The sequence below is a fragment of the Pseudomonas sp. MWU12-2345 genome (assembly GCF_023242385.1).
In the GTDB taxonomy this organism is placed as follows: domain Bacteria; phylum Pseudomonadota; class Gammaproteobacteria; order Pseudomonadales; family Pseudomonadaceae; genus Aquipseudomonas; species Aquipseudomonas gingeri_D.
This window is the reverse complement of the sequence record NZ_JALLJA010000005.1, coordinates 74,690-99,511: the sequence shown is the minus strand read 5'-3', so window position 1 is coordinate 99,511 and position 24,822 is coordinate 74,690. Positions and strand designations below refer to the sequence as shown.

The 24,822-nt window shown below is 62.9% G+C and carries 24 protein-coding genes; 18 read left to right on the top strand and 6 right to left on the bottom strand.

The window, feature by feature from the left end; translation table 11 throughout:
* Position 1: 1 nt before the first annotated feature.
* The 8 genes from M5C71_RS12665 (at position 2) to M5C71_RS12630 (ending at position 8,855) form a co-directional block, all read left to right on the top strand.
* The gene (locus tag M5C71_RS12665; RefSeq protein ID WP_152737761.1) at positions 2-712 is read left to right on the top strand and encodes an SPOR domain-containing protein; all 711 of its coding nucleotides are present in this window, start codon (positions 2-4) and stop codon (positions 710-712) included.
* A 294-nt stretch (positions 713-1,006) separates the two neighbouring features.
* Positions 1,007-1,537 carry an ATP-dependent protease subunit HslV gene (hslV, locus tag M5C71_RS12660; protein WP_103495039.1) on the top strand — a complete coding sequence of 177 codons (531 nt, stop codon included), beginning with the start codon at positions 1,007-1,009 and terminating at the stop codon, positions 1,535-1,537.
* Between the two features lie 44 nt (positions 1,538-1,581).
* Entirely contained in the window at positions 1,582-2,919 is a 1,338-nt protein-coding gene (gene hslU / locus M5C71_RS12655) for an ATP-dependent protease ATPase subunit HslU (RefSeq protein ID WP_103495040.1), read from the top strand.
* Positions 2,920-3,044: 125 nt separating this feature from the next.
* Positions 3,045-3,425 (top strand): DUF971 domain-containing protein, encoded by a 381-nt coding sequence (locus M5C71_RS12650; protein ID WP_103495041.1) that lies wholly within the window; start codon positions 3,045-3,047, stop codon positions 3,423-3,425.
* Between the two features lie 241 nt (positions 3,426-3,666).
* Positions 3,667-5,346: a class II poly(R)-hydroxyalkanoic acid synthase gene (gene phaC / locus M5C71_RS12645; protein WP_248745361.1), complete on the top strand. Its 1,680-nt coding sequence runs from the start codon at positions 3,667-3,669 to the stop codon at positions 5,344-5,346.
* A gap of 156 nt (positions 5,347-5,502) precedes the next feature.
* Positions 5,503-6,360, top strand: a complete 858-nt coding sequence (gene phaZ, locus M5C71_RS12640; RefSeq protein WP_103496428.1) for a poly(3-hydroxyalkanoate) depolymerase — start codon at positions 5,503-5,505, stop codon at positions 6,358-6,360.
* A 129-nt stretch (positions 6,361-6,489) separates the two neighbouring features.
* Positions 6,490-8,172 carry a class II poly(R)-hydroxyalkanoic acid synthase gene (phaC, locus tag M5C71_RS12635; protein ID WP_248745362.1) on the top strand — a complete coding sequence of 561 codons (1,683 nt, stop codon included), beginning with the start codon at positions 6,490-6,492 and terminating at the stop codon, positions 8,170-8,172.
* 62 nt (positions 8,173-8,234) lie between these two features.
* Positions 8,235-8,855, top strand: a complete 621-nt coding sequence (locus tag M5C71_RS12630) for a TetR/AcrR family transcriptional regulator (protein WP_152737764.1) — start codon at positions 8,235-8,237, stop codon at positions 8,853-8,855.
* Positions 8,856-9,135: 280 nt separating this feature from the next.
* On the opposite strand, the gene M5C71_RS12625 is transcribed toward M5C71_RS12630, so the two are convergent.
* From M5C71_RS12625 to M5C71_RS12615, 3 genes are all read right to left on the bottom strand, one after another.
* Complete coding sequence (locus tag M5C71_RS12625) at positions 9,136-9,936, bottom strand: phasin family protein (protein ID WP_248768065.1); 801 nt, start codon at positions 9,934-9,936, stop codon at positions 9,136-9,138.
* A 10-nt stretch (positions 9,937-9,946) separates the two neighbouring features.
* Entirely contained in the window at positions 9,947-10,369 is a 423-nt protein-coding gene (locus M5C71_RS12620; protein WP_248767964.1) for a phasin family protein, read from the bottom strand.
* A 139-nt stretch (positions 10,370-10,508) separates the two neighbouring features.
* Positions 10,509-10,784, bottom strand: a complete 276-nt coding sequence (locus tag M5C71_RS12615) for a polyhydroxyalkanoic acid system family protein (RefSeq protein WP_248767963.1) — start codon at positions 10,782-10,784, stop codon at positions 10,509-10,511.
* A 154-nt stretch (positions 10,785-10,938) separates the two neighbouring features.
* Between M5C71_RS12615 and ubiE the strand changes: the two genes are divergently transcribed.
* The 10 genes from ubiE (at position 10,939) to M5C71_RS12565 (ending at position 19,234) form a co-directional block, all read left to right on the top strand.
* A complete protein-coding gene (gene ubiE, locus M5C71_RS12610; protein WP_177103129.1) occupies positions 10,939-11,709 on the top strand; it encodes a bifunctional demethylmenaquinone methyltransferase/2-methoxy-6-polyprenyl-1,4-benzoquinol methylase UbiE in 771 nt (256 codons plus the stop codon).
* On the top strand, positions 11,709-12,332 hold the full coding sequence (locus M5C71_RS12605; RefSeq protein WP_177103131.1) for an SCP2 domain-containing protein: 624 nt from the start codon (positions 11,709-11,711) through the stop codon (positions 12,330-12,332). The genes ubiE and M5C71_RS12605 overlap by 1 nt, the downstream gene beginning before the upstream one ends.
* A complete protein-coding gene (ubiB, locus tag M5C71_RS12600; protein WP_177103134.1) occupies positions 12,329-13,930 on the top strand; it encodes a ubiquinone biosynthesis regulatory protein kinase UbiB in 1,602 nt (533 codons plus the stop codon). The genes M5C71_RS12605 and ubiB overlap by 4 nt, the downstream gene beginning before the upstream one ends.
* 80 nt (positions 13,931-14,010) lie before the next feature.
* Positions 14,011-14,403 carry a phosphoribosyl-AMP cyclohydrolase gene (hisI, locus tag M5C71_RS12595; RefSeq protein ID WP_248767962.1) on the top strand — a complete coding sequence of 131 codons (393 nt, stop codon included), beginning with the start codon at positions 14,011-14,013 and terminating at the stop codon, positions 14,401-14,403.
* A 2-nt stretch (positions 14,404-14,405) separates the two neighbouring features.
* A complete protein-coding gene (locus tag M5C71_RS12590; protein ID WP_018929162.1) occupies positions 14,406-14,738 on the top strand; it encodes a phosphoribosyl-ATP diphosphatase in 333 nt (110 codons plus the stop codon).
* A 23-nt stretch (positions 14,739-14,761) separates the two neighbouring features.
* Positions 14,762-15,040: a twin-arginine translocase TatA/TatE family subunit gene (locus M5C71_RS12585; RefSeq protein WP_103497716.1), complete on the top strand. Its 279-nt coding sequence runs from the start codon at positions 14,762-14,764 to the stop codon at positions 15,038-15,040.
* A 10-nt stretch (positions 15,041-15,050) separates the two neighbouring features.
* A complete protein-coding gene (gene tatB, locus M5C71_RS12580) occupies positions 15,051-15,512 on the top strand; it encodes a Sec-independent protein translocase protein TatB (RefSeq protein WP_248767961.1) in 462 nt (153 codons plus the stop codon).
* A complete protein-coding gene (gene tatC, locus M5C71_RS12575) occupies positions 15,491-16,294 on the top strand; it encodes a twin-arginine translocase subunit TatC (protein ID WP_177103215.1) in 804 nt (267 codons plus the stop codon). The genes tatB and tatC overlap by 22 nt, the downstream gene beginning before the upstream one ends.
* Positions 16,291-16,998, top strand: a complete 708-nt coding sequence (locus M5C71_RS12570; RefSeq protein WP_248767960.1) for a 16S rRNA (uracil(1498)-N(3))-methyltransferase — start codon at positions 16,291-16,293, stop codon at positions 16,996-16,998. The genes tatC and M5C71_RS12570 overlap by 4 nt, the downstream gene beginning before the upstream one ends.
* 292 nt (positions 16,999-17,290) lie before the next feature.
* Positions 17,291-19,234 carry a methyl-accepting chemotaxis protein gene (locus M5C71_RS12565; protein WP_248767959.1) on the top strand — a complete coding sequence of 648 codons (1,944 nt, stop codon included), beginning with the start codon at positions 17,291-17,293 and terminating at the stop codon, positions 19,232-19,234.
* Between the two features lie 151 nt (positions 19,235-19,385).
* On the opposite strand, the gene M5C71_RS12560 is transcribed toward M5C71_RS12565, so the two are convergent.
* The 3 genes from M5C71_RS12560 to M5C71_RS12550 form a co-directional block, all read right to left on the bottom strand.
* Entirely contained in the window at positions 19,386-20,186 is an 801-nt protein-coding gene (locus M5C71_RS12560; protein ID WP_152737770.1) for a transporter substrate-binding domain-containing protein, read from the bottom strand.
* A gap of 191 nt (positions 20,187-20,377) precedes the next feature.
* The gene (gene mdoH, locus M5C71_RS12555) at positions 20,378-22,948 is read right to left on the bottom strand and encodes a glucans biosynthesis glucosyltransferase MdoH (RefSeq protein ID WP_248745370.1); all 2,571 of its coding nucleotides are present in this window, start codon (positions 22,946-22,948) and stop codon (positions 20,378-20,380) included.
* Positions 22,941-24,794, bottom strand: a complete 1,854-nt coding sequence (locus M5C71_RS12550; RefSeq protein WP_349292767.1) for a glucan biosynthesis protein G — start codon at positions 24,792-24,794, stop codon at positions 22,941-22,943. Before M5C71_RS12550 ends, mdoH begins: the two co-directional genes overlap by 8 nt.
* Positions 24,795-24,822: the final 28 nt, after the last annotated feature.

Here is a 24,822-nt window from a genome sequence, read left to right as displayed (position 1 = left end):
GTTGGCTGCCAAGAAAACCCCAGCACCCAAACGTGGCGCCAGCCGTTACCAAGCTCCTGCGAAAAAGCCGATCCCGGGCTGGTTGTGGCTGGCAATCGGCCTCGGCGTGGGCGCGTTTATCGTGTTCCTGATGAAGCTGGAGCCGGGCAAGGGCGATGACATCAAGCGGGTCAAGCAGGAACAGCTGAAGGCGAGCAAGATCGCCGAAGCCAACAAGACCCCACCGAGCCCGACCCAGCCGGTCAAGCCCAAGTACGACTTCTACACCTTGCTGCCGGAATCGGAAGTCATCGTGCCACCGGAAGCCGTGCCGGAGAAAACCCTGCCGACGCCGCAGACCGTGCCGACGCCAACCACCCCGGTGACCCCGGCCGAAGCGGCGAAGATCGACACCGCGCGGGCCCAGGCCGCGCTGTCCGGGATTACCCCTCCACCGCCGCCGCCCGTGGCCGTGGCCAAGCCGGCAGCGGTGACGCAGTTCTTCCTGCAGGCCGGCTCGTTCCGCAAGGAAGCCGATGCGGACAAGGTCCGGGCGCAGATCATCCTGCTCGGGCAGGCCGTAGCGGTGGAGTCCGGGACTGTGAAGGACGAGACCTGGTACCGGGTATTGGTCGGACCGTTCAGCAATCGCGAACAACTGACCAAGGCACAGAAACAACTGGCCGGCAGCGGTTTCAACAATCTGCTGCTGCAACAGCGCCAGAGTCGCTGACGGGCGCCAAGCCTGTGGGAGCGTTGCTTGTCGGATCGCCGCGAAGCTTTTGGCGGTCTTGAGGGCCCCTTCGCGAGCAAGCTCTGCTCCTACAATTTTGTGGCGTACATAAGCCTCATATACGACACGGAACTGTAGGAGCTGGCTTGCTGGCGATAGCAATCGTTCAGACAAAACAAACCTCGCCCGCCTACACCACTCATCCCCTCATCCCGCCCACGGTTGAAAAACCCACCACCACCCCCATATGAGTTTCCATCAGGCATTTTCGCCCCGCTGCGTGGAGATTCTCCCTTGACCACCATCGTTTCAGTTCGTCGCCACGGCAAAGTCGTCATGGGCGGCGACGGCCAGGTTTCCCTCGGCAACACCGTCATGAAGGGCAACGCGAAAAAAGTCCGGCGCCTCTACCACGGCGAAGTCATCGCCGGTTTCGCCGGTGCCACCGCCGACGCCTTCACCCTGTTCGAGCGTTTCGAAGGCCAGTTGGAAAAACACCAGGGTCATCTGGTCCGCGCCGCTGTCGAATTGGCCAAGGAGTGGCGTACCGACCGCTCCCTGAGTCGCCTGGAAGCCATGCTGGCGGTCGCCAACAAAGATGCTTCACTGATCATCACCGGCAACGGCGACGTCGTTGAACCGGAAAACGGCCTGATCGCCATGGGCTCCGGTGGTGGCTACGCCCAGGCCGCGGCCAGCGCACTGCTGAAGAAAACCGATCTGTCGGCCCGGGAAATCGTCGAAGCCGCCCTGGGTATCGCCGCTGACATCTGCGTCTTCACCAATCACAACGTCACCATCGAGGAGCAGGACCTCGCGGAATAACCAGCCTGTCCGGCTGCCCGTTCCCGCTTGAGGACCCACATATTATGTCCATGACCCCCCGCGAAATCGTCCACGAACTCAATCGCCATATCATTGGCCAGGACGATGCCAAGCGCGCCGTCGCCATTGCCCTGCGCAACCGCTGGCGGCGGATGCAGCTCCCCGAGGAGTTGCGCGTCGAGGTGACCCCCAAGAACATCCTGATGATCGGTCCGACCGGTGTCGGCAAGACCGAAATCGCCCGGCGCCTGGCCAAACTGGCCAACGCCCCGTTCATCAAGGTCGAAGCGACCAAGTTCACCGAAGTCGGCTATGTCGGCCGTGACGTCGAATCGATCATCCGTGACCTGGCCGACGCCGCGATCAAGCTGCTGCGCGAGCAGGAGCTGGTCAAGGTCCGCCATCGCGCCGAAGACGCCGCCGAGGAACGTATCCTCGACGCCCTGCTGCCACCGGCACGCATGGGTTTCAACGAAGATGCCGCCCCGGCCCAGGACTCCAACACCCGCCAGCTGTTCCGCAAGCGCCTGCGCGAAGGCCAGCTGGATGACAAGGAAATCGAAATCGAAGTGGCCGAGTCGTTCGGCGTCGAGATCGCCACGCCGCCAGGCATGGAGGAAATGACCAACCAGTTGCAGAACCTGTTCGCCAACATGGGCAAGGGCAAGCGCAAGAGCCGCAAGCTCAAGGTCAAGGACGCGCTCAAGCTGGTCCGTGACGAAGAAGCCGGGCGCCTGGTCAACGACGAGGAGTTGAAGGCCAAGGCCCTGGAAGCGGTGGAACAGCACGGTATCGTGTTTATCGACGAAATCGACAAGGTCGCCAAGCGCGGCAATGTCGGCGGTGCCGATGTCTCCCGTGAAGGCGTGCAGCGCGACCTGCTGCCGCTGATCGAAGGCTGCACGGTGAACACCAAGCTGGGCATGGTCAAGACCGACCATATCCTGTTTATCGCCTCCGGCGCGTTCCACCTGAGCAAGCCGAGCGACCTGGTGCCCGAGCTGCAAGGCCGCCTGCCGATCCGTGTCGAACTCAAGGCCCTGAGCCCGGAAGACTTCGAGCGCATCCTCAGCGAACCCCATGCCTCGCTGACCGAGCAGTACCGTGAACTGCTGAAAACCGAAGGGCTGACCATCGAGTTCATGCCGGACGGCATCAAGCGCCTGGCGGAAATCGCCTGGCAGGTCAACGAGAAGACCGAGAACATCGGTGCCCGTCGCCTGCACACGCTGCTCGAGCGCTTGCTGGAGGAAGTCTCGTTCAGCGCCGGCGACCTGGCCAGCACCCACAGCGAAGAGCCGATCCGCATCGACGCCGAGTACGTCAACAGCCACCTGGGTGAATTGGCGAAGAACGAAGACCTGTCGCGGTATATCCTCTAAGGAGCACACCGCGCCCCTGTAGGAGCAGGGCTTGCCCGCGAAGCTTTTAGCGCCCTCAAGGCCCCCTTCGCGGGCAAGCCCTGCTCCTACAGGATTCGCTTACACAGACGGATCGCAGGCTTCCCATGACCACCCGACTCCCCACCGCCATCAACCTGCACAAAGCCTCGAAAACCCTGACCCTCAAATACGGTCCGGACGAGGAATACCACCTGAGCGCCGAATTCCTGCGGGTGCACTCGCCTTCGGCCGAGGTCCAGGGCCACGGCAAGCCCATCCTCCAGTTCGGCAAGCTCAACGTCGGTTTGAGCCAACTCGAACCCGCCGGCCAGTACGCACTGAAATTGACCTTTGACGACGGTCATGACAGCGGACTGTTCACCTGGGACTACCTCTACGAGCTCGCCCGTCGCCAGGATGACTTGTGGGCCGATTATCTTGCCGAACTCAAAGCCGCCGGAAAATCCCGCGACCCGTCCGAGTCCGTCGTCAGGCTGATGCTCTAATCCGGACCTCTGGTCGTTTTGGGGGGCATTTTCTAATCACATCTGATTCAATCCCCCACGGCGTGGCTAACGATTGGCCCGCTTGCGAAAAAAATCAAACTCGGGTAACCAATGGAGCTGGCAAGTTCCGTGCATTTAACGATGTGCAATCAACGGTCACCCGAGCAGTAGTACTTGGCATTCGCTGTGCCATTTGCACAGCTGTACCCGGTACTCGTCTCAGGACAATGGAGCGTCGTAGATGAGTAACAAGAACAACGATGACCTGCAGCGGCAAGCCTCGGAAAACACCCTGGGCCTGAACCCCGTCGTCGGCTTGCGTAGAAAGGATCTTCTTACTTCTGCACGAATGGTATTGACCCAAGCCATCAAACAACCCATCCACAGCGTCAAGCATGTCGCCCATTTCGGCGTCGAACTCAAGAACGTACTGCTGGGCAAGTCCGGCCTGCAGCCGGAAAGCGATGACCGTCGTTTCAGCGACCCGGCCTGGAGCCAGAACCCGCTGTACCGGCGCTACCTGCAAACCTACCTGGCCTGGCGCAAGGAGCTCCATGCCTGGATCGACGAGAGTTCGCTGTCGCCACAGGACATCAGTCGCGGCCACTTCGTCATCAACCTGATGACCGAGGCCATGGCCCCGACCAACACCGCAGCCAACCCGGCGGCGGTCAAGCGCTTCTTCGAAACCGGCGGCAAGAGCCTGCTCGACGGCCTCTCGAACCTGGCCAAGGACCTGGTGCACAACGGCGGCATGCCCAGCCAGGTGAACATGGGCGCCTTCGAGGTCGGCAAGAGCCTGGGCACCACCGAAGGCGCGGTGGTGTTTCGCAACGATGTGCTGGAACTGATCCAGTACAGCCCCGTCACCGAGCAGGTGCATGAGCGGCCGCTGCTGGTGGTGCCGCCGCAGATCAACAAGTTCTATGTGTTCGACTTGAGCCCCGACAAGAGCCTGGCGCGTTTCTGCCTGCGCAGCCACGTGCAGACCTTTATCGTCAGCTGGCGCAACCCGACCAAGGCCCAGCGCGAGTGGGGCCTGTCGACCTATATCGACGCCTTGAAAGAAGCCGTCGACGTGGTCACCGCCATCACTGGCAGCAAGGACGTGAACATGCTCGGGGCCTGCTCCGGCGGCATCACCTGCACCGCCCTGCTCGGCCACTACGCCGCCCTCGGCGAGAAGAAGGTCAACGCCCTGACCCTGCTGGTCAGCGTGCTCGACACCACCCTCGACACCCAGGTCGCGCTGTTCGTCGACGAACAGACCCTCGAAGCCGCCAAGCGCCACTCCTACCAGGCCGGCGTGCTGGAAGGCAGCGACATGGCCAAGGTCTTCGCCTGGATGCGCCCCAACGACCTGATCTGGAACTACTGGGTCAACAACTACCTGCTGGGCAACGAGCCGCCGGTGTTCGATATCCTTTTCTGGAACAACGACACCACGCGCCTGCCGGCCGCCTTCCACGGCGACCTGATCGAGATGTTCAAGAACAACCCACTGATACGCCCCAATGCCCTCGAAGTGTGCGGTACGCCGATCGACCTGAAGAAGGTCGACGCCGATATCTTTGCCCTGGCCGGCACCAACGATCACATCACGCCCTGGAAGTCCTGCTACAAGTCGGCGCAGCTGTTCGGCGGCAAGGTCGAGTTCGTGCTGTCCAGCAGCGGCCATATCCAGAGCATCCTGAACCCGCCGGGCAACCCGAAATCCCGCTACATGACCAACACCGAGATGCCGGCCAAGGCCGACGACTGGCAGGAAAACTCCACCAAACACACCGATTCGTGGTGGCTGCACTGGCAAGCGTGGCAGGCCGAGCGCTCGGGCAAACTGAAGAAATCACCGACCAGCCTGGGCAGCAAGGCCTACCCGGCCGGCGAGGCGGCACCGGGCACCTATGTGCACGAGCGCTAGAACAGCCCTCACCCTGTAGGAGCGAGCTTGCTCGCGATGGAGGCCAACGATAATGCGGGAAACCTGACACCCCGCAGCGTCCCGGCAACCACCGCGAGCAAGCTCGCTCCTACGGAGCCGGGGCTGCAAACAGGTTTTAACCACAGGGCTTCGAGCATGCCGCAACCGTTTATCTTCCGAACCATCGATCTGGATGGCCAGACCATCCGCACCGCGGTTCGCCCCGGCAAGCCTCATATGACGCCCTTGCTGATTTTCAACGGCATCGGCGCCAACCTGGAGCTGGTGTTTCCGTTCGTCCATGCCCTGGACCCGGACCTGGAAGTCATCGCCTTCGACGTCCCCGGCGTCGGCGGCTCGTCGACCCCCAAGCGGCCCTATCGCTTCCCCGGCCTGGCCAAGCTCACCGCGCGCATGCTCGACTACCTGGATTACGGCCAGGTCAACGCGGTGGGCGTGTCCTGGGGCGGCGCCCTGGCGCAACAATTCGCCCATGACTACCCGGAACGCTGCAAGAAGCTGATCCTCGCCGCCACCGCCGCCGGTGCGGTGATGGTTCCGGGCAAGCCCAAGGTGTTGTGGAACATGGCCAGTCCACGGCGCTATATCCAGCCGTCCCACGTGATCCGCATTGCCCCGACCATCTACGGCGGCGCCTTTCGCCGCGACCCGCACCTGGCCGCCGAGCATGCCGCCAAGGTCCGCTCCGCCGGCAAGCTCGGTTACTACTGGCAACTGTTCGCGGGCCTCGGCTGGACCAGCATCCACTGGCTGCACAGGATCCGCCAGCCGACCCTGGTGCTGGCCGGTGATGACGATCCGCTGATTCCACTGATCAATATGCGCCTGCTGGCTTGGCGAATCCCCAATGCCCAGCTACACATAATCGACGACGGTCATTTATTCCTGATCACCCGGGCCGAGGCCGTCGCGCCGATCATCATGAAATTCCTCCAGGAAGAACGCCAACGGGCGGTGATGCATCCACAACCGGCGCCTTTGAAAAGCACCTAGGAGTATTCCCTGGTAGTAAGCGCACACGGGCAGGACGTCCGTGCGGCGCACAAGGTCAGCGACCGACACCCCCGTCCGTCGCGGTCCCCTGTGTTGGTTGATAGCTTGATGACGAAGGAGTGTTGACTCATGCGAGACAAACCAGCGACGGGCTCGATGCCCACACCCGCCGCGTTCATCAACGCACAAAGTGCGATTACCGGTCTGCGCGGCCGGGATCTGTTTTCCACCCTGCGCAGCGTGGCCGTCCACGGCCTGCGCAACCCGATCCATACTGCCCGGCATGCCCTGGCCCTGGGCGGGCAACTGGGCAAGGTGCTGCTCGGTGACACACCGTACAAGCCCAACCCCCACGACCCGCGCTTCGCCGACCCGGCCTGGAGCCTAAACCCGTTCTACCGACGCAGCCTGCAGGCCTACCTGGCCTGGCAGAAACAGGTCAAGCACTGGATCGACGAGAGCCGGATGAGCGACGATGACCGCGCCCGCGCGCACTTTGTCTTCGCCCTGCTCAACGACGCCATGGCGCCGTCCAATACCCTGCTCAATCCGCTGGCGGTCAAGGAAGTCTTCAACTCCGGCGGCAACAGCATCGTGCGCGGCATCAGCCACCTGGTGGATGACCTGCTGCACAACAACGGCTTGCCCAGCCAGGTCACCAAGCACTCGTTCGAAGTCGGCAAGACCGTGGCCACCACCCCCGGCTCGGTGGTGTTTCGCAACGAGCAACTGGAACTGATCCAGTACAAGCCCATGAGCGAAAAACAGTACGCCAAGCCGCTGTTGATCGTGCCGCCGCAGATCAACAAGTACTACATTTTCGACCTCAGCCCGTCCAACAGCTTCGTCCAGTACGCGCTGAAGAACGGCCTGCAGGTGTTTATCGTCAGCTGGCGCAACCCGGATGTGCGTCATCGCGAATGGGGCCTGTCCAGCTACGTCGAGGCGCTGGAAGAAGCGCTGAACGTGTGCCGGGCGATCACCGCCAGCCGCGAGGTCAACCTGATGGGTGCCTGTGCCGGCGGCCTGACCATCGCCGCCCTGCAGGGCCACCTGCTGGCCAAACGACAACTGCGCCGGGTATCCAGCGCCACCTACCTGGTCAGCCTGCTCGACAGCCAGCTGGACGGCCCGGCCATGCTGTTCGCCGATGAGCAGACCCTGGAAGCCGCCAAGCGCCGCTCCTACCAGCAAGGTGTACTCGACGGCCGCGACATGGCGAAAGTCTTCGCCTGGATGCGGCCCAACGACCTGATCTGGAACTACTGGGTCAACAACTACCTGCTGGGCAAGGAACCGCCGGCGTTCGACATTCTCTACTGGAACAACGACAACACCCGCCTGCCGGCGGCCTTTCACGGCGACCTGCTGGACTTCTTCAAGCACAACCCGCTGAGCCATCCGGGCGGCCTGGAAGTCTGCGGCACGCCCATCGACCTGCAAAAAGTCACGGTCGACAGCTTCAGCGTCGGGGGTATCAACGACCACATCACGCCCTGGGACGCGGTGTATCGCTCGACCCTGCTGCTGGGGGGCAATCGCCGGTTCGTGCTGTCCAACAGCGGGCATATCCAGAGCATCCTCAACCCGCCGAGCAACCCCAAGGCCAACTACATCGACAACCCCCGGCTGAGCAGCGATCCGCGGGCCTGGTACTACGACGGCAAGCAGGTCGACGGCAGTTGGTGGACCCAGTGGCTGGGCTGGATCCAGGAGCGTTCGGGAGCGCAACGTGAAACCCAGATGACCTTGGGCAACGCCAATTACCCACCCATGGAGGCGGCACCCGGCACCTATGTGCGAGTGCGCTGATGATTACCGGCCACGGCTGCCCACAGCCGTGGCGAACGGTCGGAACGACCTAAGAAGACTGGATGAAAACCCGCGACCGGATCCTTGAATGCGCCCTGCAACTGTTCAACCAGAAAGGCGAGCCCAACGTTTCGACCATGGAGGTGGCCAATGAAATGGGGATCAGTCCGGGCAACCTCTACTACCATTTCCATGGCAAGGAGCCGCTGGTGCTGGGCTTGTTCGAGCGTTTCCAGGCCGAGCTGGCACCCTTGCTCGACCCGCCGGCCGACGCGCGGCTGGCGCCCGAGGATTATTGGTTCTTCCTGCATCTGATCGTCGAGCGACTGGCCCATTACCGTTTTCTGTTCCAGGACCTGTCCAATCTGTCCGGGCGCTTGCCCAAGCTGGCCAAGGGCATTCGCAACCTGCTCAATGCCCTCAAGCGGACGTTGGCGTCGTTGCTGGCGCGACTGAAGGCGCAGGGCATGCTGCTGAGTGAAACCCAGGCCCTGGGGCAGTTGGTGGAGCAGATTACCCTGACGCTGTTGTTCTCCCTGGATTACCAGCGGATTCTTGGGCGGGAGGGTGAAGTGCGGCTGGTGGTGTACCAGATCATGATGCTGGTGGCCCCGCATCTGCTGCCCTCGTCGCGGTTGGTGACGGAGCAGATGGCGTTGCGGTATCTCGAAGACCACGATTAACGTTATCTTCTGTAGCGCCAGTGCTGGCCTCTTCGCGGGCAATCGAGCGTCGACCGGCCGCTCCTACAGTACTTCGTCGTTCGCTGATTTTGTGTACGACAGAGGACTGCAGGAGCGGCCGGTCGACGCTCGATTGCCCGCGAAGGCGTCCCTCAGGGCGATGCAAGACTTTCGGACCCCATCGCCAGCAAGCCGACTCCTACAAGAGCGGTGCTCGACAGCCCCACACAAAAACGCCCGACCTTCACAGGCCGGGCGTTTTCATTCAGCGGGCGACGACTCAGGCTTGAGAAGCAGGCGTCGGTGCTGCTGGCGTAGCCGCTGGAGCGGATGCCGGCGCCGGAGCGGCCGAGTTGGCCGCCGATACCGGAGCCACGGCAGGCTTGGCTGCCGCAGCAGGAGCCGGCTTCGCGGCAGCAGGCTTTTTCGCCGCTGCCGGTTTGGCCGCAGGTTTCGCGGCCGGTTTGGCTGCCACAGGCTTGGCCGCTGGTTTCGCCGCTGCTGCCGGTTTGGCGGCGGGCTTGGCGACAGGTTTCGCTGCCGGCTTAGCAACTGCTTTCGCTGCCGGCTTGGCTGCCGAGGTTTTCGCCGCAGGCTTGGCAGCAGGTTTGGCCGCTGCTTTAACCAGAGGCTTGGCCGCTGCTGTTTTTTTCGAAGCCGGAGTCACGGCTTCACCCGTCAGTTTCTCGATCTGCTTGGTCAAGGTATCGACCTTGCTGTGCAGCGCTTTCACTTCATTGCGGCTCGGTACGCCCAGGCGCGAAATGGCGCTGTTCAAGCGCTTGTCGAAAGCCCCTTCCAACTCGTCCCACTTGCCCAGCGCACGGTCCTTGACCCCGGCGATGCGCGACTTGGCCGAACTGGCGGAGTCCTTGGCCGCATCGACTTTCTTGTCGACGGCGGTCTTGGTGAGTTTCTCGGCCTTCTCGCCGTCTTTCACCAGGGTCTCGAAGAGTTTGCTGCCGTCGGTATCGATCTTCGAGTACACGCCTAAACCAGCAAGCCAGATTTTGCGGGAGTACTCCTCAACCTTCCCGATCCACGAGCTGCTTTCTTTCTCGGTATTCTTTTTGCCAGCCATCCCGTTCTCCTTAATGTTTACGCGCGACACGTTCGAGCAATGCCGTCAGCTCATCGAGCTTAGCAGAGAGTGTCTCCACATCATGTTTAGACGGAATCCCGATGCGATTCAAGGCACTGGCGACACGGTTGTCAAAGGCCTTCTCGACCTTGTCCAGTTGCACTTCCACCTTGCCCTTGAGGCTGGTGACTTCGCTCTTAACGTTATCGATCTGGCTGTTGGCCGCTTCACGCTGCGCGCCAATCAGTTTTTTGCCTTCTCTTTCAACGTCTTGACCAGCTTCCACGAGTTCCTTGAAGTACTCGCTGCCTTCGCGGCCGACCTTGGTATAAGCGCCCAGACCCGCCAGCCAGATCTTGCGGGCATACACTTTCACCTCAGCCAGGGCGGTTGGCTGACCGTCGGATTTTTTCTTCAGACTTACTTTGGCCATGGTGCACCTCACACGTGAAGGGTTGGAGGATCTGCCCACCGGAATGGGGGCTTATGCACAAAGTAATGACAAAAATTAGAATGGGCACCCTAACCCGCGACAGGGGTGCCCTGATCCTTGCAGGCGCAAGGACCGCGAATCAGACCAGCGCCTTGTCCAGGGCCTTTTCGATCTCGGCCTTGATGGTGCCGCTCATGGCCGACATCAACAGGCCCAGCTCGACCTCGACGTGGATCGTTTCTTCACTCACATGCACCGCGCCCTTGACCCCGGAACGCTTGAGGTTGAGGGTATCGCCGGACCACTGCGGCTCCAGGCCATACTGCCCGGCCAGCTTCTGCGCCAACTGGTCGGCCTTCTCGCGTGCACCGGCCTTGCCCAGGCCATGGGCGCGTTCAACACTAATACGGGCCATCGAATGACTCCTGCTCTATCGGGACTTGCCCGGTGATTCCTGACCCTGAATGCGTCAAAACGTCCCGGCGGTTGCCTATCTTACATGCACCCTTGCCAAGACAAAGCCGGCCACCGGGATTAGAATGCCCGCATTCTCTTCTGGTGACAGCGACATGACTGATCAGCGCAAAGGCAGCGATGCCGAACCCACCACGCACTTCGGCTTCAAGAACGTACCGGAAAGCCAAAAGGCCGAGAAGGTCGCCGAGGTGTTCCACTCCGTGGCCGCCAAGTACGACCTGATGAACGACGTGCTGTCCGGTGGCATGCATCGCCTCTGGAAGCGCTTCACCATCGAGCTGTCCGGCGTGCGCACGGGTAACCGGGTGCTGGATATCGCCGGCGGCACCGGCGACCTGGCGCGCAAGTTCTCGCACCTGGTGGGCCCCACCGGCCAGGTGGTGCTGGCCGACATCAACGCCTCCATGCTCAAGGTCGGCCGTGATCGCCTGCTGGACCTGGGCGTGGCCGGCAATGTCGAGTTCGTCCAGGCCGACGCGGAAAAACTGCCGTTCCCGGACAACCATTTCGACTGCGTGACCATCGCCTTCGGCCTGCGCAACGTCACCCACAAGGAAGACGCCCTGCGCTCCATGCTGCGAGTCCTCAAGCCCGGCGGCCGCCTGCTGGTGCTGGAGTTCTCCAAGCCGACCAACGCGCTGATGTCCAAGGTCTACGACGCCTATTCGTTCGCCTTCATGCCCCTGGCCGGCAAGCTGATCACCAACGACTCGGAAAGCTATCGCTACCTGGCCGAATCGATCCGCATGCACCCGAACCAGGAAACCCTGAAGTCGATGATGATGGAAGCCGGTTTCGACCGCGTGACCTACCACAACATGACCGCGGGCATCGTCGCCCTGCATCGCGGCATCAAGCCCTGATGATCCTCAGCGGCCTTCTCGCCGGCGTCGAACACGGTCTCAACCGTGTGTTGCGCCTCGACAGCACGGCCTTGAGCCGCCTGGGCCACCTGACCGGCAAAGTCATCGAAGTCGACTGCGCCAGCCCGGCCCTGAAGCTGTTCATCCTGCCCAGCGACGAAGGCCTGCTACTGGCCGCGCACTGGGCCGCCGAAGCCGACTGCATTCTCCGCGCCCCGGCCTCGAGCCTGCTGAACCTGGCCCTGAGCCGCGACAAGACCGCCGTGCTCCACAGCCCCGAGGTCGACCTGGAAGGCGACAGCGCGGTGCTGCTGGACCTCGCCGGGGTACTCCAGGACCTGGAGCTGGATTGGGAGTACGAACTCTCGCACTGGCTCGGACCGATCGCCACGCCCCTGCTCAGCGGTCACCTGCGCAGCCGCGCCGGCTGGTACAAGCAGGGTTTCGTCAGCCTGAAGCAGAACCTCGCCGAATACCTCAGTGAAGAGTCCCGTGCCCTGGTCGGCACCCATGAGGCCGAAGCGCGCTTCGCCGAACTGGACCGGGTAAAGCTCGACCTGGAACGTCTCGAGGCGCGTGTCGAGCGCCTTTCCCGATCCCTCAAATCCAGCGATAACGCATGAAGCTGCTTGCCGTCCGCCGTCTGTTGCGCATCCAGCGCGTCGTGATCCGTTACCGTCTCGATGACCTGCTGTTCGAATTGCCCCTGCCCTGGTTCCTCCTGGCGCTGCGCTTTGCCCTGCCCTGGCGCTGGTTCCCGCGCAAGACCCTGGACCTGAGTCGTGGCGCACGCCTGCGCCTGGCCTTGCAGGACCTGGGACCGATCTTTATCAAGTTCGGCCAGATCCTCTCGACCCGCCGCGACTTGCTGCCCGAGGACATCGCCGACGAGCTGATGCTGCTCCAGGACCGCGTGCCGCCGTTCGACTCGCAGACCGCGGTCACGCTGATCGAGGCGCAACTGGGCAAGAAGATCGGCGAAGTTTTCAGCCGCTTCGATATCGAACCATTGGCCTCGGCCTCGGTAGCCCAAGTGCATGCCGCCCAGCTCAAGAGCGGCGAGGAAGTGGTGGTGAAGGTCATCCGCCCCGGCCTCAAGCCGATCATCGCCCAGGACCTGGCGTGGCTGTTCCTGCTCGCCCGGGCCGCCGAGCGGGTCTCGGCCGACGCCCGCCTGCTGCACCCGGTGGACGTGGTCAGCGACTACGAAAAGACCATCTACGACGAACTCGACCTGCTGCGCGAGGCGGCCAACGCCAGCCAGCTGCGGCGCAACTTCGAAGGTTCGGAGATGATGTACGTGCCCCAGGTCTACTGGGACTGGTGCCGGCCGAAAGTGCTGGTGATGGAGCGCATCTACGGCATCCAGGTCACCGACCTGGCCACCCTGGCCGACCAGCGCACCGACATGAAAATGCTCGCCGAGCGTGGCGTGGAAATCTTCTTCACCCAGGTATTCCGCGACAGCTTCTTCCATGCCGACATGCACCCCGGCAATATCTTCGTCAGCACCGTGAACCCGTGGAGCCCGAAGTACATCGCCATCGACTGCGGCATCGTCGGCAGCCTGACCCCGGAAGACCAGGATTACCTGGCCCGCAACCTGTTCGCCTTCTTCAAGCGTGACTACCGCCGGGTCGCCCAGTTGCACATCGACTCGGGCTGGGTGCCGGCGCACACCAAGCTCAACGAGTTCGAAGCGGCGATCCGCACCGTCTGCGAGCCGATCTTCGAAAAACCGCTCAAGGACATCTCCTTCGGCCAGGTGCTGATGCGCCTGTTCCAGACCGCGCGGCGCTTCAATATGGAAGTCCAGCCGCAGTTGGTGTTATTGCAGAAAACCCTGCTCAATATCGAAGGCCTGGGCCGCCAGCTGTACCCGGACCTGGACCTGTGGAGCACCGCCCAGCCGTTCCTCGAACGCTGGATGCGCGAGCGTGTCAGCCCGAGAACCCTGCTCGGCAACCTGCACGGCCAGATCGAGCAGTTGCCGCACCTGGCCAATATGACCCGCGACCTGCTCGAACGCATGGCCCAACCCCACGCCAGCAATCCCGAGCCGAAAACCAGGCGCAAGGACGACTGGCTCCTGCGCCTGCTCGGCAGTGCGCACCTCGGCGGCGGCGTGGTACTGGCCGCCGGTGGGCCGCTGCACGAGCTTGGCCATTGGCCGGCGGCGATCATGGTGATCGTCGGTTTGTATCTGATCGTGCGCCGATAGCCAGTCGGGCCGTGGGCTGGCACACTGTTAATTCGCCGAGGCATCACCACGCGGGTGGTGTCCGGTTGTCGGAGTCGAAGATGAAAGACTGGCTGGACGAGATCAAATGGGACAGTGACGGCCTGGTGCCGGCCATTGCCCAGGATCACAAGACCGGGCGCGTGCTGATGATGGCCTGGATGAACCGCGAAGCGCTGCAACTGACCGCCAGCGAAAACCGCGCCATTTACTGGTCACGCTCCCGTGGCAAGCTGTGGCGCAAGGGCGAAGAGTCGGGCCATGTGCAGCACCTGCACGAAATGCGCCTGGATTGCGACGCCGACGTGATCATCCTGATGGTCGAGCAGGTCGGTGATATCGCCTGCCACACAGGCCGGCACAGTTGCTTCTACCGCGTGTATGAAAACGGCGACTGGAAGATCGTCGACCCGGTCCTCAAGGACCCGCACAGCATCTACTCGGCAGGACACTGAACATGACTGACACCCTGACCCGTCTGGCCCAAGTGCTGGAAGAGCGCAAAGGCGCCGCCGCCGACAGCTCCTACGTCGCCAGCCTCTATCACAAAGGCCTGAACAAGATCCTGGAAAAGGTTGGCGAAGAGTCGGTCGAGACTATTATTGCTGCAAAGGATGCCGCGATCAGTGGCGACTGCAGCGACGTCATCTACGAAACCGCCGATTTGTGGTTCCACAGTATGGTCATGCTCGCCCAACTGGGGCAGCATCCGCAGGCCGTGCTGGACGAACTGGATCGCCGCTTCGGCCTGTCCGGACACGTCGAGAAAGCCTCGCGCCCGTCCGCCTAACAACTTTCGAGAGGAGCAGCATCATGGGCATTTTTGACTGGAAACACTGGATCGTCATCCTGGTTGTCGTCGTGCTGGTGTTCGGCACCAAGAAACTGAAGAACCTGGGCACTGACGTCGGCGAATCGATCAAGGGCTTTCGCAAGGCCATGAACGACGAAGAAAAACCTGCCGAGCCGGTGGTCCCCCCTGTCGTGCAACCGGCGCCACCGGTACAGCCACAGGCTACCGCCCAGCAGAACACGCCGCACACCATCGATGTGCAGGCGCAGAAAGTTGACGAGCCCCGCAACAATTCTTGAGTACTGACAAATGTTCGGTATCAGCTTCAGTGAACTGCTGCTCGTGGGCCTGGTGGCCCTGTTGGTGCTCGGCCCCGAGCGCCTGCCCCATGCCGCGCGCACGGCAGGCCTGTGGGTCGGCCGGTTGAAGCGCAGCTTCAACGCGATCAAGCAGGAAGTGGAACGCGAGATCGGCGCCGACGAGATCCGTCGGCAACTGCACAACGAGCACATCCTCTCGCTGGAGCAGGAGGCTCGCAAGATCCTCTCGCCGATCGCCACCAGCACGCCGGCCGAGCCGGTGGTGGAGCAGACGATCCACACCGCTCCACCCGTGTCGACGGAAATCCCGCCGACGCCAGTGAGCGCCGCCGAGCCGGTAGCGGTACTCGGTGCCGTGGAGCCCGCGCCGCACCTGACAGAACCCGCAAGCACGACGCCAACCGCCGCGCCTGCGCCTCATGACCCTACATTGCCGCCGCGAGCCCCATGAGCGATATTCCGGAAAACGACCAGCACATGCCGCTGGTTTCGCACCTCACCGAGCTGCGCACCCGCCTGCTGCGCTGTGTCGCGGCGATCTTCCTGATCTTCGCCGGGCTGTTCGCCTTTACCCAGCAGATCTACACCTTCGTCTCGATCCCGCTGCGCCAGTACCTGCCAGCGGGCGCGACGATGATCGCCACCGACGTGTCGTCACCGTTCCTGACGCCGCTCAAACTGACCATGATGGTCTCGCTGTTCCTGGCCATCCCGGTGATCCTGCACCAGATCTGGGGCTTTATCGCACCGGGCCTGTACAAGCATGAAAAACGCATCGCCGTGCCGCTGCTGGTATCGAGCATCCTGCTGTTCTACACCGGCATGGCCTTCGCCTACTTCCTGGTGTTCCCCCTGATCTTCAAGTTCTTCGCCGCCGCCACCCCTGCCGGCGTGGAAATGATGACCGATATCACCAGCTACCTCGACTTCGTGATGACGCTGTTCTTCGCCTTCGGCGTGGCCTTCGAAATCCCCGTGGCGGTGGTGCTGCTGGTGTGGATCGGCGTGGTCGACGTCAAGTACCTGAAGAAGATCCGTCCCTACGTGGTCATCGGCTGCTTTGTGGTCGGCATGATCCTGACTCCGCCGGACGTCTTCTCCCAGACCCTGCTGGCGGTGCCGATGTGGCTGCTGTTCGAGATCGGCATCCTGTTCGGTGGCCTGGTCCGCAAACGCAGTGACGAAGAGGCCGCCGACCGCGACGACGCCCAGCCGCCAGCCCCGCTGACGTGAACCTGCTGCTTCTGGAGGAGGCCGACTTTATCGCGGCCGACCTCGTGGTGCTGCGCGATCGGCGCCTGACCCATATGCAGGAAGTCCATCGCGTGGCGGTGGGCGACAGCTTGCGGGTCGGGCGTATCGGCGGCCTGATGGGCAGCGCCGAGGTGCTGCGCCTGGATGCCACGGAAGCCGAGTTGCGAGTCAGCCTGGATCGCGCGCCACCGGCGAAACTGCCGCTGACCCTGATCCTCGCCCTGCCGCGCCCGAAAATGCTTCGCCGGGTGTTCCAGACCGTCGCCACCCTCGGCGTACCGAAAGTGCTGCTGGTGAACAGCTACCGGGTGGAAAAGAGCTTCTGGCAGACCCCGTTCCTCGAACCCGCAGCGATTCGCGAGCAACTGATCCTCGGCCTGGAGCAGACCCGCGACACCGTGCTGCCGGAAATCGTTATCGAGAAACGCTTCAAGCCCTTTGTCGAAGACCGCCTGCCGGCCATCAGCGCGGGCACTCTCGGCCTGGTCGGCCACCCCGGTGACTACCCGGCCTGCCCTCGTGGCCTGGATGAGCCGGTGACCCTGGCCATCGGCCCGGAAGGCGGCTGGATTCCTTACGAAATCGACCTGCTGGGCAAGGCCGGGCTGCAACCGGTGCAACTCGGCGAACGCATCCTGCGGGTCGAGACCGCCGTGACCGCCCTGCTCGCCCGGTTGTTCTGATCCACCAACGCTCTTTTCATAGCCCCCTCGCCCATCACCCGGATGTACTCGGTGCCCTGTAGGAGCAGGGCTTGCCCGCGAAACTTTTGGCGATCTCAAGGTCCTCTTCGCTGGCAAGCCATGCTCCTACAAGTACGCGTTCGACAGGCAGAAAGCAAAAACCTTCACCCATAAGGGAATCCCCCTACAGCCCATTCAGGTCGCATCTCCCGCGTCCAAGCCGATGACAGAACATGCCCCACGCACTCGCGCGTGAGGGCCATGGACTTATCTGTTTGGCAGGAGATTCACCATGTTCCGTTGGCTGACCCGCGCACTGCGCGACCGCAGTATCCGCTTCAAACTGGCCCTGGGCTTTGGCCTGGTATTGCTCTTGACCCTGGCGATCACTCTCACCGGCTGGCACGCCCTGAGTACCACGGTAGAGCGCTCGCACACGCTGTCGAGCATCGCCCGGCTCAGCCGCCTGACCAGTGACATGCGCGCTGATCGCATCGCCTTCCGGGTGCTGAACGACCCGCAGAGTCGCACCCGGATCACCCGCCAGTTGGCGAGCATCGAGAAACTGCTGACGACGCTCCTGCCGCGCCTGACGGACCCGGGCGAACGACAGATCCTCGCCGACCAGCAGCACGCGGCCCAAGGTTTCCAGACCACCCTCGACGATCTCGATGAAAACCTTCGCGATCGTGACCGCGCCCGCAAGCGGATGAACGCCGGCCTGACCCAGGCCACCCAGGCGGTGGCCCGCTTTGCCGCCCATCAATTGCGCGAAGCCGGCAAGAGTCCCCACGAGCAACAGTGGCAGGCCCCGCTCAAACGGGTCGAAGAACTCCGTCAACTGCTCAACGAGACCCACGCCAGCGTGCAGACACCGGCCTATCTGGCCGATTCGCTGCAAGCCTATTCCGAGCAGGCACTGAAGGCGATCGACCGGCTTGGACAACTTGAAACCCAGGTGGCACCGCTGACGGCGCCACTGGCCGACGACCACCAGCGCATGCTGCTGGAACTGCGCCACTACCGCGAGGCCCTGCAGCGTTTCAAGGACGCGCAACTGCTCACCGAGGCGGCCCACAATGTGATGGAAGGCCTGGGCAACCAGCTGCTGGCCGGCAACGAGGATCTCAGCCGCAGCCAGACCCAGGCCCGTGATCGCCAGACCCAGGCGGCGAAATGGCTGCTGGCGAAAATAGCCCTGCTGGCCTGGTTGATCGCGACCCTGGCCGCCTGGGTCCTCAGCCGCCAATTGCTGATCCCGCTCTCACGCAGCCTGAAGCTGGCCCACCATATCGCCGCGGGCGACCTGAGCCGCGATGTGGCGGTGGATCGCCAGGACGAGCTCGGCCAGTTGCAACAGGCCATGCGCGGCATGACCCTGGGCCTGCGGGAGCTGATCCGTGGCATCGGCATCAGCGCTTCGCGGGTGGCCAGCGCCGCCGAACACCTGTCGAACAGTACCGAACAGACCGACGCCAGCGTCAGCAGCCAGTACGCCGCCACCGAGCAAGTGGCCGCCGCCATGAAACAGATGAGCGCCAGCGTGCTCGAAGTCGCCCGCCACGCCGAAACCGCCTCCGTGGCGGCGACCCAGGCCGACCAGCAGGCCCGTGAAGGTGACAGCGCCGTGGCCGATGCTATCGAACAGATCGAACAGCTCGAGCAACATATGCAGCGCTGCTCCCAGGCCATGGGCGGGCTCCAGCGCGAAAGCGAGCGGATCGGCAGCGTGCTCGACGTGATCAAGTCGGTGTCCCAGCAAACCAACCTGCTGGCCCTGAATGCCGCCATCGAGGCGGCCCGGGCCGGCGAGGCCGGCACTGGCTTCGCCGTGGTCGCCGACGAGGTGCGCTGCCTGGCGCAGCGTACCCAGGACTCGGCACAAGAGATCAAGGACCTGATCGTGGCCTTGCAAGGCGGGACCCAGGAGGTCGCGGGCATGCTCGACAACAGCCGCAAACTGACCCGCCACAGCGTCGAGTCGAGCCGCCACAGCGGCGGCAAGCTGGAAGCCATCAGCCGCAGCGTGTCGCAGATCCTCGGGATGAACGAGCAGATCGCCGCCGCCGGCGAAGAACAGAGTGTCGTCGCCGAGCAGATCAGCCGCAGCGTGTTGCATGTGCGGGATATGTCACAGCAGACTGCCAACGCCTGTGATGAAACAGCCGCCGCCAGCCTGCAGCTGAGTCAGCTGGGGGCACAGTTGCAGCGGCTGGTGGAGCGTTTCAAAGTCTGAGCCCCCACTCCCTGTTATGCGCGCTTTTGTGGGAGCGGAGCTTGTCGGATCGCCGCACCGCCGCGAAGCTTTTGGCGTTCTCACGGGCCTCTTCGCGGGCAAGCTCCGCTCCCACATGAGGTTTATGCTGCCCGCAAGATCGCGCCCGGGCTCAATCGATCTCGGCCAGCCAGTCGCTGGTCTTGAACCACTTGTCGTGGATCCGATCGTAGGTGCCATCTTCGGCGATCTGGTGGAGAAAGTGGTTGATCCAGTTGAGACTGTCGTGGTCGCCCTTCTTCACCCCGAAGGCCAGCGGTTCGTAGGTGAACGGCTGGTCCAGGCACAACAGCTTGCCGTCACCCAGCTTGTTCACCGCCACCAGGTTGTAGGGGGCGTCATGGACAAAGGCGTCGGCCTTGCCGTCGAGCACGGCCTGCACGCCCTCTTCCTCATTGGCATAGGTGCTCAGTTGGGCTGCGCCCATCATTTTTTTTGCAACGATTTCCCCCGTGGTCCCGGCCTTGGCGGCGATGCGATAGCCGGCCTCGTTGAGGTCCTCGAAACTCTGCACCTTGCTGCCCAGTTCCAGGGGGATCAACAGCGTCTGCCCGACCACGATAAAGGCATCGCTGAAGTTGAGTCGCAGGTTGCGCTCCTGGGTCAGGGTCATGCCGCTGGCGACCAGGTCGAACTTGTTCGCCAGTAAACCGGGGAGCAACTCGGCGTAAGGACTGGCCACCAGTTCCAGCTTGACCCCCAGCGCTCGGCTCATTTCCCGCAACAGGTCGATTTCGAAACCGATGATTTCGCCGCGCTTGCTCGTCATTTCGAAGGGGATATACGTCGGATTGGTCCCGACTCTCAGCGTGCCGCGCTTGAGCGCGTCATCAACGGCACCCGCCTGCACCCCACAGGCGTGAGTGAGCACAACGATGCCCAGCAGCAGCATCGACAGAAACCTTTTCATCATGAAACTCCCCAGGGCCGCTTTTCCGGTCGTGCCAGCCTGCGCGAACACACAGTCGCCGTGATCTGGCGGGCACGATTTTGGGGGGCGATCCTAACGTACTCGAGTACGGGGCAACACCAAGGGGGGACGGGTCTTTTGTTACCAAATGACAAAGGGGCCGCGGTGCTTGTCACACCGCGGCCCCTCGGGCGTCAGGCCGGCTGGGCCGGCGCTGTGGCCGGCTGCAGGGGCAGCAACGGCGCATGGGGATCGGCCTTGATCGAGTCGCGCCAGGCGCCCAACCATTCGGCGTGGCCTTCGCTCCAGACCTGCTCATGCAGGCGGGTCAGGGCCACCGGATCGCTCAGCAGGTGCAGGCGCGACTGATTGTCCAGACCGGATGGCCCGACCTTCAGCGCATGCCGAACACGCTCGACACGCAGCCATTCGATCGGCTCGGCGTGGCCGTGACGGGCCGTTGCCAGGGCGCAGGCCAGGGCATTCTGGCGTGGATCGACCACGGCCCGGACAAAGCCGTCATTCAGCGCATGCCAACGGTTTTCGTGGGTGTACTCATCCGTTGCCTGCAGCGCCTGGGGCGGATTGTATTCCTCGGGAATGAGAAACAGGCTCTCATCCCTGGAACGCAAGCCCAGGTTGACCCGACTGGAAATCACCGAGACCGGGATCGACAGCATCAGCGAACCGACGATCGGGGTCAGCCACCAGAGGAAGCTCGGGTTGAGCCAGACCACCAGCAGCGCCCAGAGCGCACCCAACAGGGTTTGCGGACCATGCCGGCGCACCGCTTCGCCCCACGGCGTGGAGTCGTCGTCACGCTGCGGAGAGTTCCAGGTCGCCGCCCAGCCGAGGAACGCGGCCAGGACGAAACGGGTGTGGAAAATCATCCGCACCGGTGCCAGAAGCATGGAGAACAACATCTCCAGCAGCATCGACAGGGTCACCTTGAACTTGCCACCGAACTCTTTCGCACCCTTGGCCCAGATCAGGATGATGCTCAGCAGCTTGGGCAGGAACAACAGCACGATGGTGGTGGAGAACAGCGCCACCGCCTTGTCCGGATGCCATTGCGGCCACAGCGGATAGAGCTGGCGCGGCTCCATGAAGTACTGCGGCTCCATCAGCGTGTTGACCGCCAGCAGGGCCGTCGACAGCACCAGGAAGAAGAACCACAGCGGCGCCGACAGGTAGGACATCACGCCGGTGAGGAACACCGCGCGGTGCACCGGGTGCATGCCCTTGACCAGGAACAGGCGGAAGTTCATCAGGTTGCCGTGGCACCAGCGGCGGTCGCGCTTGAGCTCGTCGAGCAGGTTCGGCGGCAGTTCTTCGTAGCTGCCCGGCAGGTCGTAGGCGATCCATACGCCCCAGCCGGCACGGCGCATCAGCGCGGCCTCGACGAAGTCGTGGGAGAGGATCGCGCCGGCGAAGGCACCTTTACCGGGTAACGGCGCCAGGGCGCAGTGCTCGATAAACGGCTTCATGCGGATGATCGCGTTGTGACCCCAGTAGTGGGATTCGCCCAGCTGCCAGAAGTGCAGGCCGGCGGTGAACAACGGACCGTAGACGCGGGTCGCGAACTGCTGCATGCGCGCATAGAGGGTGTCCATGCCCGACGCCCGTGGCGCGGTCTGGATGATCCCGGCGTCCGGCGTGGCTTCCATCAACCGCACCAGGCTGGTCAGGCACTCGCCGCTCATGACGCTGTCGGCGTCGAGCACCACCATGTACTTGTAGTCGCCACCCCAACGACGGCAGAAGTCGTCAAGGTTACCGCTCTTGCGCTTCACGCGACGACGGCGACGGCGGTAGAAGATCTTGCCGAAGCCCGAGGCTTCGCGGCAGACATCCAGCCAGGCCTGTTGCTCGGCGACGCAGATATCGGTGTCGTTACTGTCGCTGAGGACGAAGAAGTCAAAGCGGTCCAGGTCACCGGTGGCCGCCACCGACTCGAAGGTCGCCCGCAGGCCGGCAAAGACTCGCGGCACGTCTTCATTGCAGATCGGCATGACGATGGCGGTACGCGCATCCTTGGCGATCGGCTCGCTGCCGGCGCTGGCACCGGAGATACGGTACTTGTCGTGCCCGGTGAGCAATTCGAGAAAGCCCATCAGCGCGGTCCAGAAACCCGCCGAAACCCAGCAGAACAGAATCCCGAACAGCACCAGGATGCTGGTTTGCAGCAGGTAGGGCAGCACTTGCTGGGCGGTCTGCAACAGCGGTTGATGCACCACTTCGTTGAGATCGACGAAGGCCCAGCCCTGGTAAGGCATGATGCCTTTCATATACCAACCGGCAACGATGGTCTGGCCGAGCATCAACACCAGCAGGATATAACGACGAATCGAACCCACGGTGCGCCAGCGCGCATGGGGCAGGTCGCGTTTGTCGTCCTTGGGCGCCGGCGGATTGCTCCGTCCGGTCATACGCCGCCAGCCGCGCACCAGGATATTGGTGCGCCAAGGCTCCGGGACCACCTTGGTCCGGCGGATCGGCGGCGTGGCCTTGAGGCGCACGCGCCCGGAAGCATCCACCGCGAGCATCTCGGCGTCTTCCAGCTCGGCGGCCGAATCAAGGGTCAGGCGGCGCCCCACCGAAGCCTGCGCGGCCTCGGCGGAGTCAAGCAGCGGTTGTTCGCTCAGGCGCTCGTGCAGTTCGGCGAACGAGGTACAGTTCGCCAGCTCCGCACGTTGCTCATTGCTCAGCGGCAAGTGTGCCAGGTACTCGAAAAGAGCCTCTGGCTGTACGTTTGGGTTACTCATCGGCAGGCAACTGGTAGCTCCAGGTCTCGGTCAGGACTTGCTCAGTCGGCACCGGCTCCGGGGTGATAGGGGCAGCCTCGGGAGCCGGCGCCGCGGCGTCGTGCTCTTTCTTGTCCTGGGCGGGCTCTTTCTTATCCTGGGCCAGATCCTTCTTGTCCTGGACCGGCTCTTTCTTATCCTGGGCCGGATCCTTCTTCTCCTGAGCCTGCTCTTTCTTCTCCAGGGCCTTCTCTTTCTCCTGCTGCTTGGCCGCAACCTTGTCGGCCTTGACCACCTGGGAAGAGACCGCGACCTTGGCCGGATCCGCCGTGGCGAGGTCCTTGACCAGGTTCGCGCGCAGCTCGGTGGCCTTGCCCGGATCCTTGACCTTCAGGCGCAGGGTCAGGCGCCAGCCCTGGGTTTCCGGGTTGTAGCGCAGGCTGTTTTCCACCAGTTCGGCGTTGTCGCCGACGCTGACCTGGCTGCGTACCGGCGCGTCTTCAGGCAGGGCCTTGAGGGACGGACCTTCGAAGTCGATCAGGTAGGCCACGCTGCCGTCCGGCTGACGGATCAGGTTGGATTGCTTGACGTCGCCGGTGGACTTCAGGGTCTGCTTGACCCAGGCGCCGTCCGGCGAATGCAGGGCCGCTTCATCAGTGGTCCAGTGCAGGCGGTAGGCGAAGTTCATCGGCTGACCGGTGTCGGCGCGTTCGGCCGGGTTCCAGAAAGCCACGATGTTGTCGTTGGTTTCGTCGGCGGTCGGAATCTCCACCAGGTCGACGGTGCCCTTGCCCCAGTCGCCCTTGGGCTCGATCCAGGCGCTTGGGCGCTTGTCGTAACGGTCGTCAAGGTCTTCGTAGTGGCTGAAATCACGGCCACGTTGCAGCAAGCCAAAGCCCCGTGGGTTTTCCACGGAGAAATTGCTCACCGACAGGTGTTTCGGGTTGTTCAGCGGACGCCAGACCCACTCGCCATTGCCGGCATGGATCGACAGGCCGCTGGAGTCATGCAGCTCGCGACGGTAGTTGAGGACCTTGGACGGCTGGTTGGCGCCGAACAGGAACATGCTGGTCAACGGCGCTACGCCGAGCTTGCCGACCTTGTCACGCAGGAACATCTGCGCCTTCACGTCGACGATGGTGTCGGTGCCCGGACGCAGGATCAGGCGGTAGGCGCCGGTGGCCCGTGGCGAGTCCAACAGGGCGAAAATCACCAGGTGCTTGTCGGTCGGCTTCGGTTGCTGGATCCAGAACTCGGTGAAGCGCGGGAACTCTTCGCCGGACGGCAAGGCAGTGTCGATGGCCATGCCACGGGCCGACAGGCCATAGGTCTGGCCCTTGCCGACGACGCGAAAGTAACTCGCGCCGAGCATGGTCATGATCTCGTCCTGCTTGTCCGCCTTGTTGATCGGGTAAAGCACACGAAAGCCGGCATAACCCAGCTGTTCGGTGGATTTAGGATCGAACTTGACGTCACCGAAATCGAAACGGGTCGGGTCGTACTTGATCTCTTTCACATCGTCGGCGGTGATTTCGTTGATTTTCACCGGCGTATCGAAGTGCATGCCCTGATGGTAGAACGACAGTTTGAAGGGGGTTTTCTCGCCCGCCCATTCGGCCTTGTCGGTCAGGAAACGGATTTTCTGGTAGTCCGCGAACTTCATGTCACGGAACTCGTTCGGCAGATTGCTGCGCGGAGCTTCGTATTTCTGCCCGGCCAGCGTCTTGGCCTTGGCCGACACATCATCCAGATTGAAGGCAAAGAGTTGGCCGGCGCTGAGCAGGCAAAGCAGTGCCGAGCCCGCCACCAGTGCTTTTCTCAACCCTTTGGCGGTCAGTGTTGGAGCATTACAGGGACTAACAATCACGAGCAACCCTCGCCGAAAACAGATCAAA

Coding starts and splice junctions, on each gene's coding strand:
- hslU (WP_103495040.1), top strand. CDS start 1,582: ATGTCCATGACCCCCCGCGAAATCGTCCACGAACTCAATCGCCATATC.
- M5C71_RS12650 (WP_103495041.1), top strand. CDS start 3,045: ATGACCACCCGACTCCCCACCGCCATCAACCTGCACAAAGCCTCGAAA.
- phaC (WP_248745361.1), top strand. CDS start 3,667: ATGAGTAACAAGAACAACGATGACCTGCAGCGGCAAGCCTCGGAAAAC.
- phaZ (WP_103496428.1), top strand. CDS start 5,503: ATGCCGCAACCGTTTATCTTCCGAACCATCGATCTGGATGGCCAGACC.
- phaC (WP_248745362.1), top strand. CDS start 6,490: ATGCGAGACAAACCAGCGACGGGCTCGATGCCCACACCCGCCGCGTTC.
- M5C71_RS12630 (WP_152737764.1), top strand. CDS start 8,235: ATGAAAACCCGCGACCGGATCCTTGAATGCGCCCTGCAACTGTTCAAC.
- M5C71_RS12625 (WP_248768065.1), bottom strand. CDS start 9,936: ATGGCTGGCAAAAAGAATACCGAGAAAGAAAGCAGCTCGTGGATCGGG.
- M5C71_RS12620 (WP_248767964.1), bottom strand. CDS start 10,369: ATGGCCAAAGTAAGTCTGAAGAAAAAATCCGACGGTCAGCCAACCGCC.
- M5C71_RS12615 (WP_248767963.1), bottom strand. CDS start 10,784: ATGGCCCGTATTAGTGTTGAACGCGCCCATGGCCTGGGCAAGGCCGGT.
- ubiE (WP_177103129.1), top strand. CDS start 10,939: ATGACTGATCAGCGCAAAGGCAGCGATGCCGAACCCACCACGCACTTC.
- M5C71_RS12605 (WP_177103131.1), top strand. CDS start 11,709: ATGATCCTCAGCGGCCTTCTCGCCGGCGTCGAACACGGTCTCAACCGT.
- ubiB (WP_177103134.1), top strand. CDS start 12,329: ATGAAGCTGCTTGCCGTCCGCCGTCTGTTGCGCATCCAGCGCGTCGTG.
- hisI (WP_248767962.1), top strand. CDS start 14,011: ATGAAAGACTGGCTGGACGAGATCAAATGGGACAGTGACGGCCTGGTG.
- M5C71_RS12590 (WP_018929162.1), top strand. CDS start 14,406: ATGACTGACACCCTGACCCGTCTGGCCCAAGTGCTGGAAGAGCGCAAA.
- M5C71_RS12585 (WP_103497716.1), top strand. CDS start 14,762: ATGGGCATTTTTGACTGGAAACACTGGATCGTCATCCTGGTTGTCGTC.
- tatB (WP_248767961.1), top strand. CDS start 15,051: ATGTTCGGTATCAGCTTCAGTGAACTGCTGCTCGTGGGCCTGGTGGCC.
- M5C71_RS12565 (WP_248767959.1), top strand. CDS start 17,291: ATGTTCCGTTGGCTGACCCGCGCACTGCGCGACCGCAGTATCCGCTTC.
- M5C71_RS12560 (WP_152737770.1), bottom strand. CDS start 20,186: ATGATGAAAAGGTTTCTGTCGATGCTGCTGCTGGGCATCGTTGTGCTC.
- mdoH (WP_248745370.1), bottom strand. CDS start 22,948: ATGAGTAACCCAAACGTACAGCCAGAGGCTCTTTTCGAGTACCTGGCA.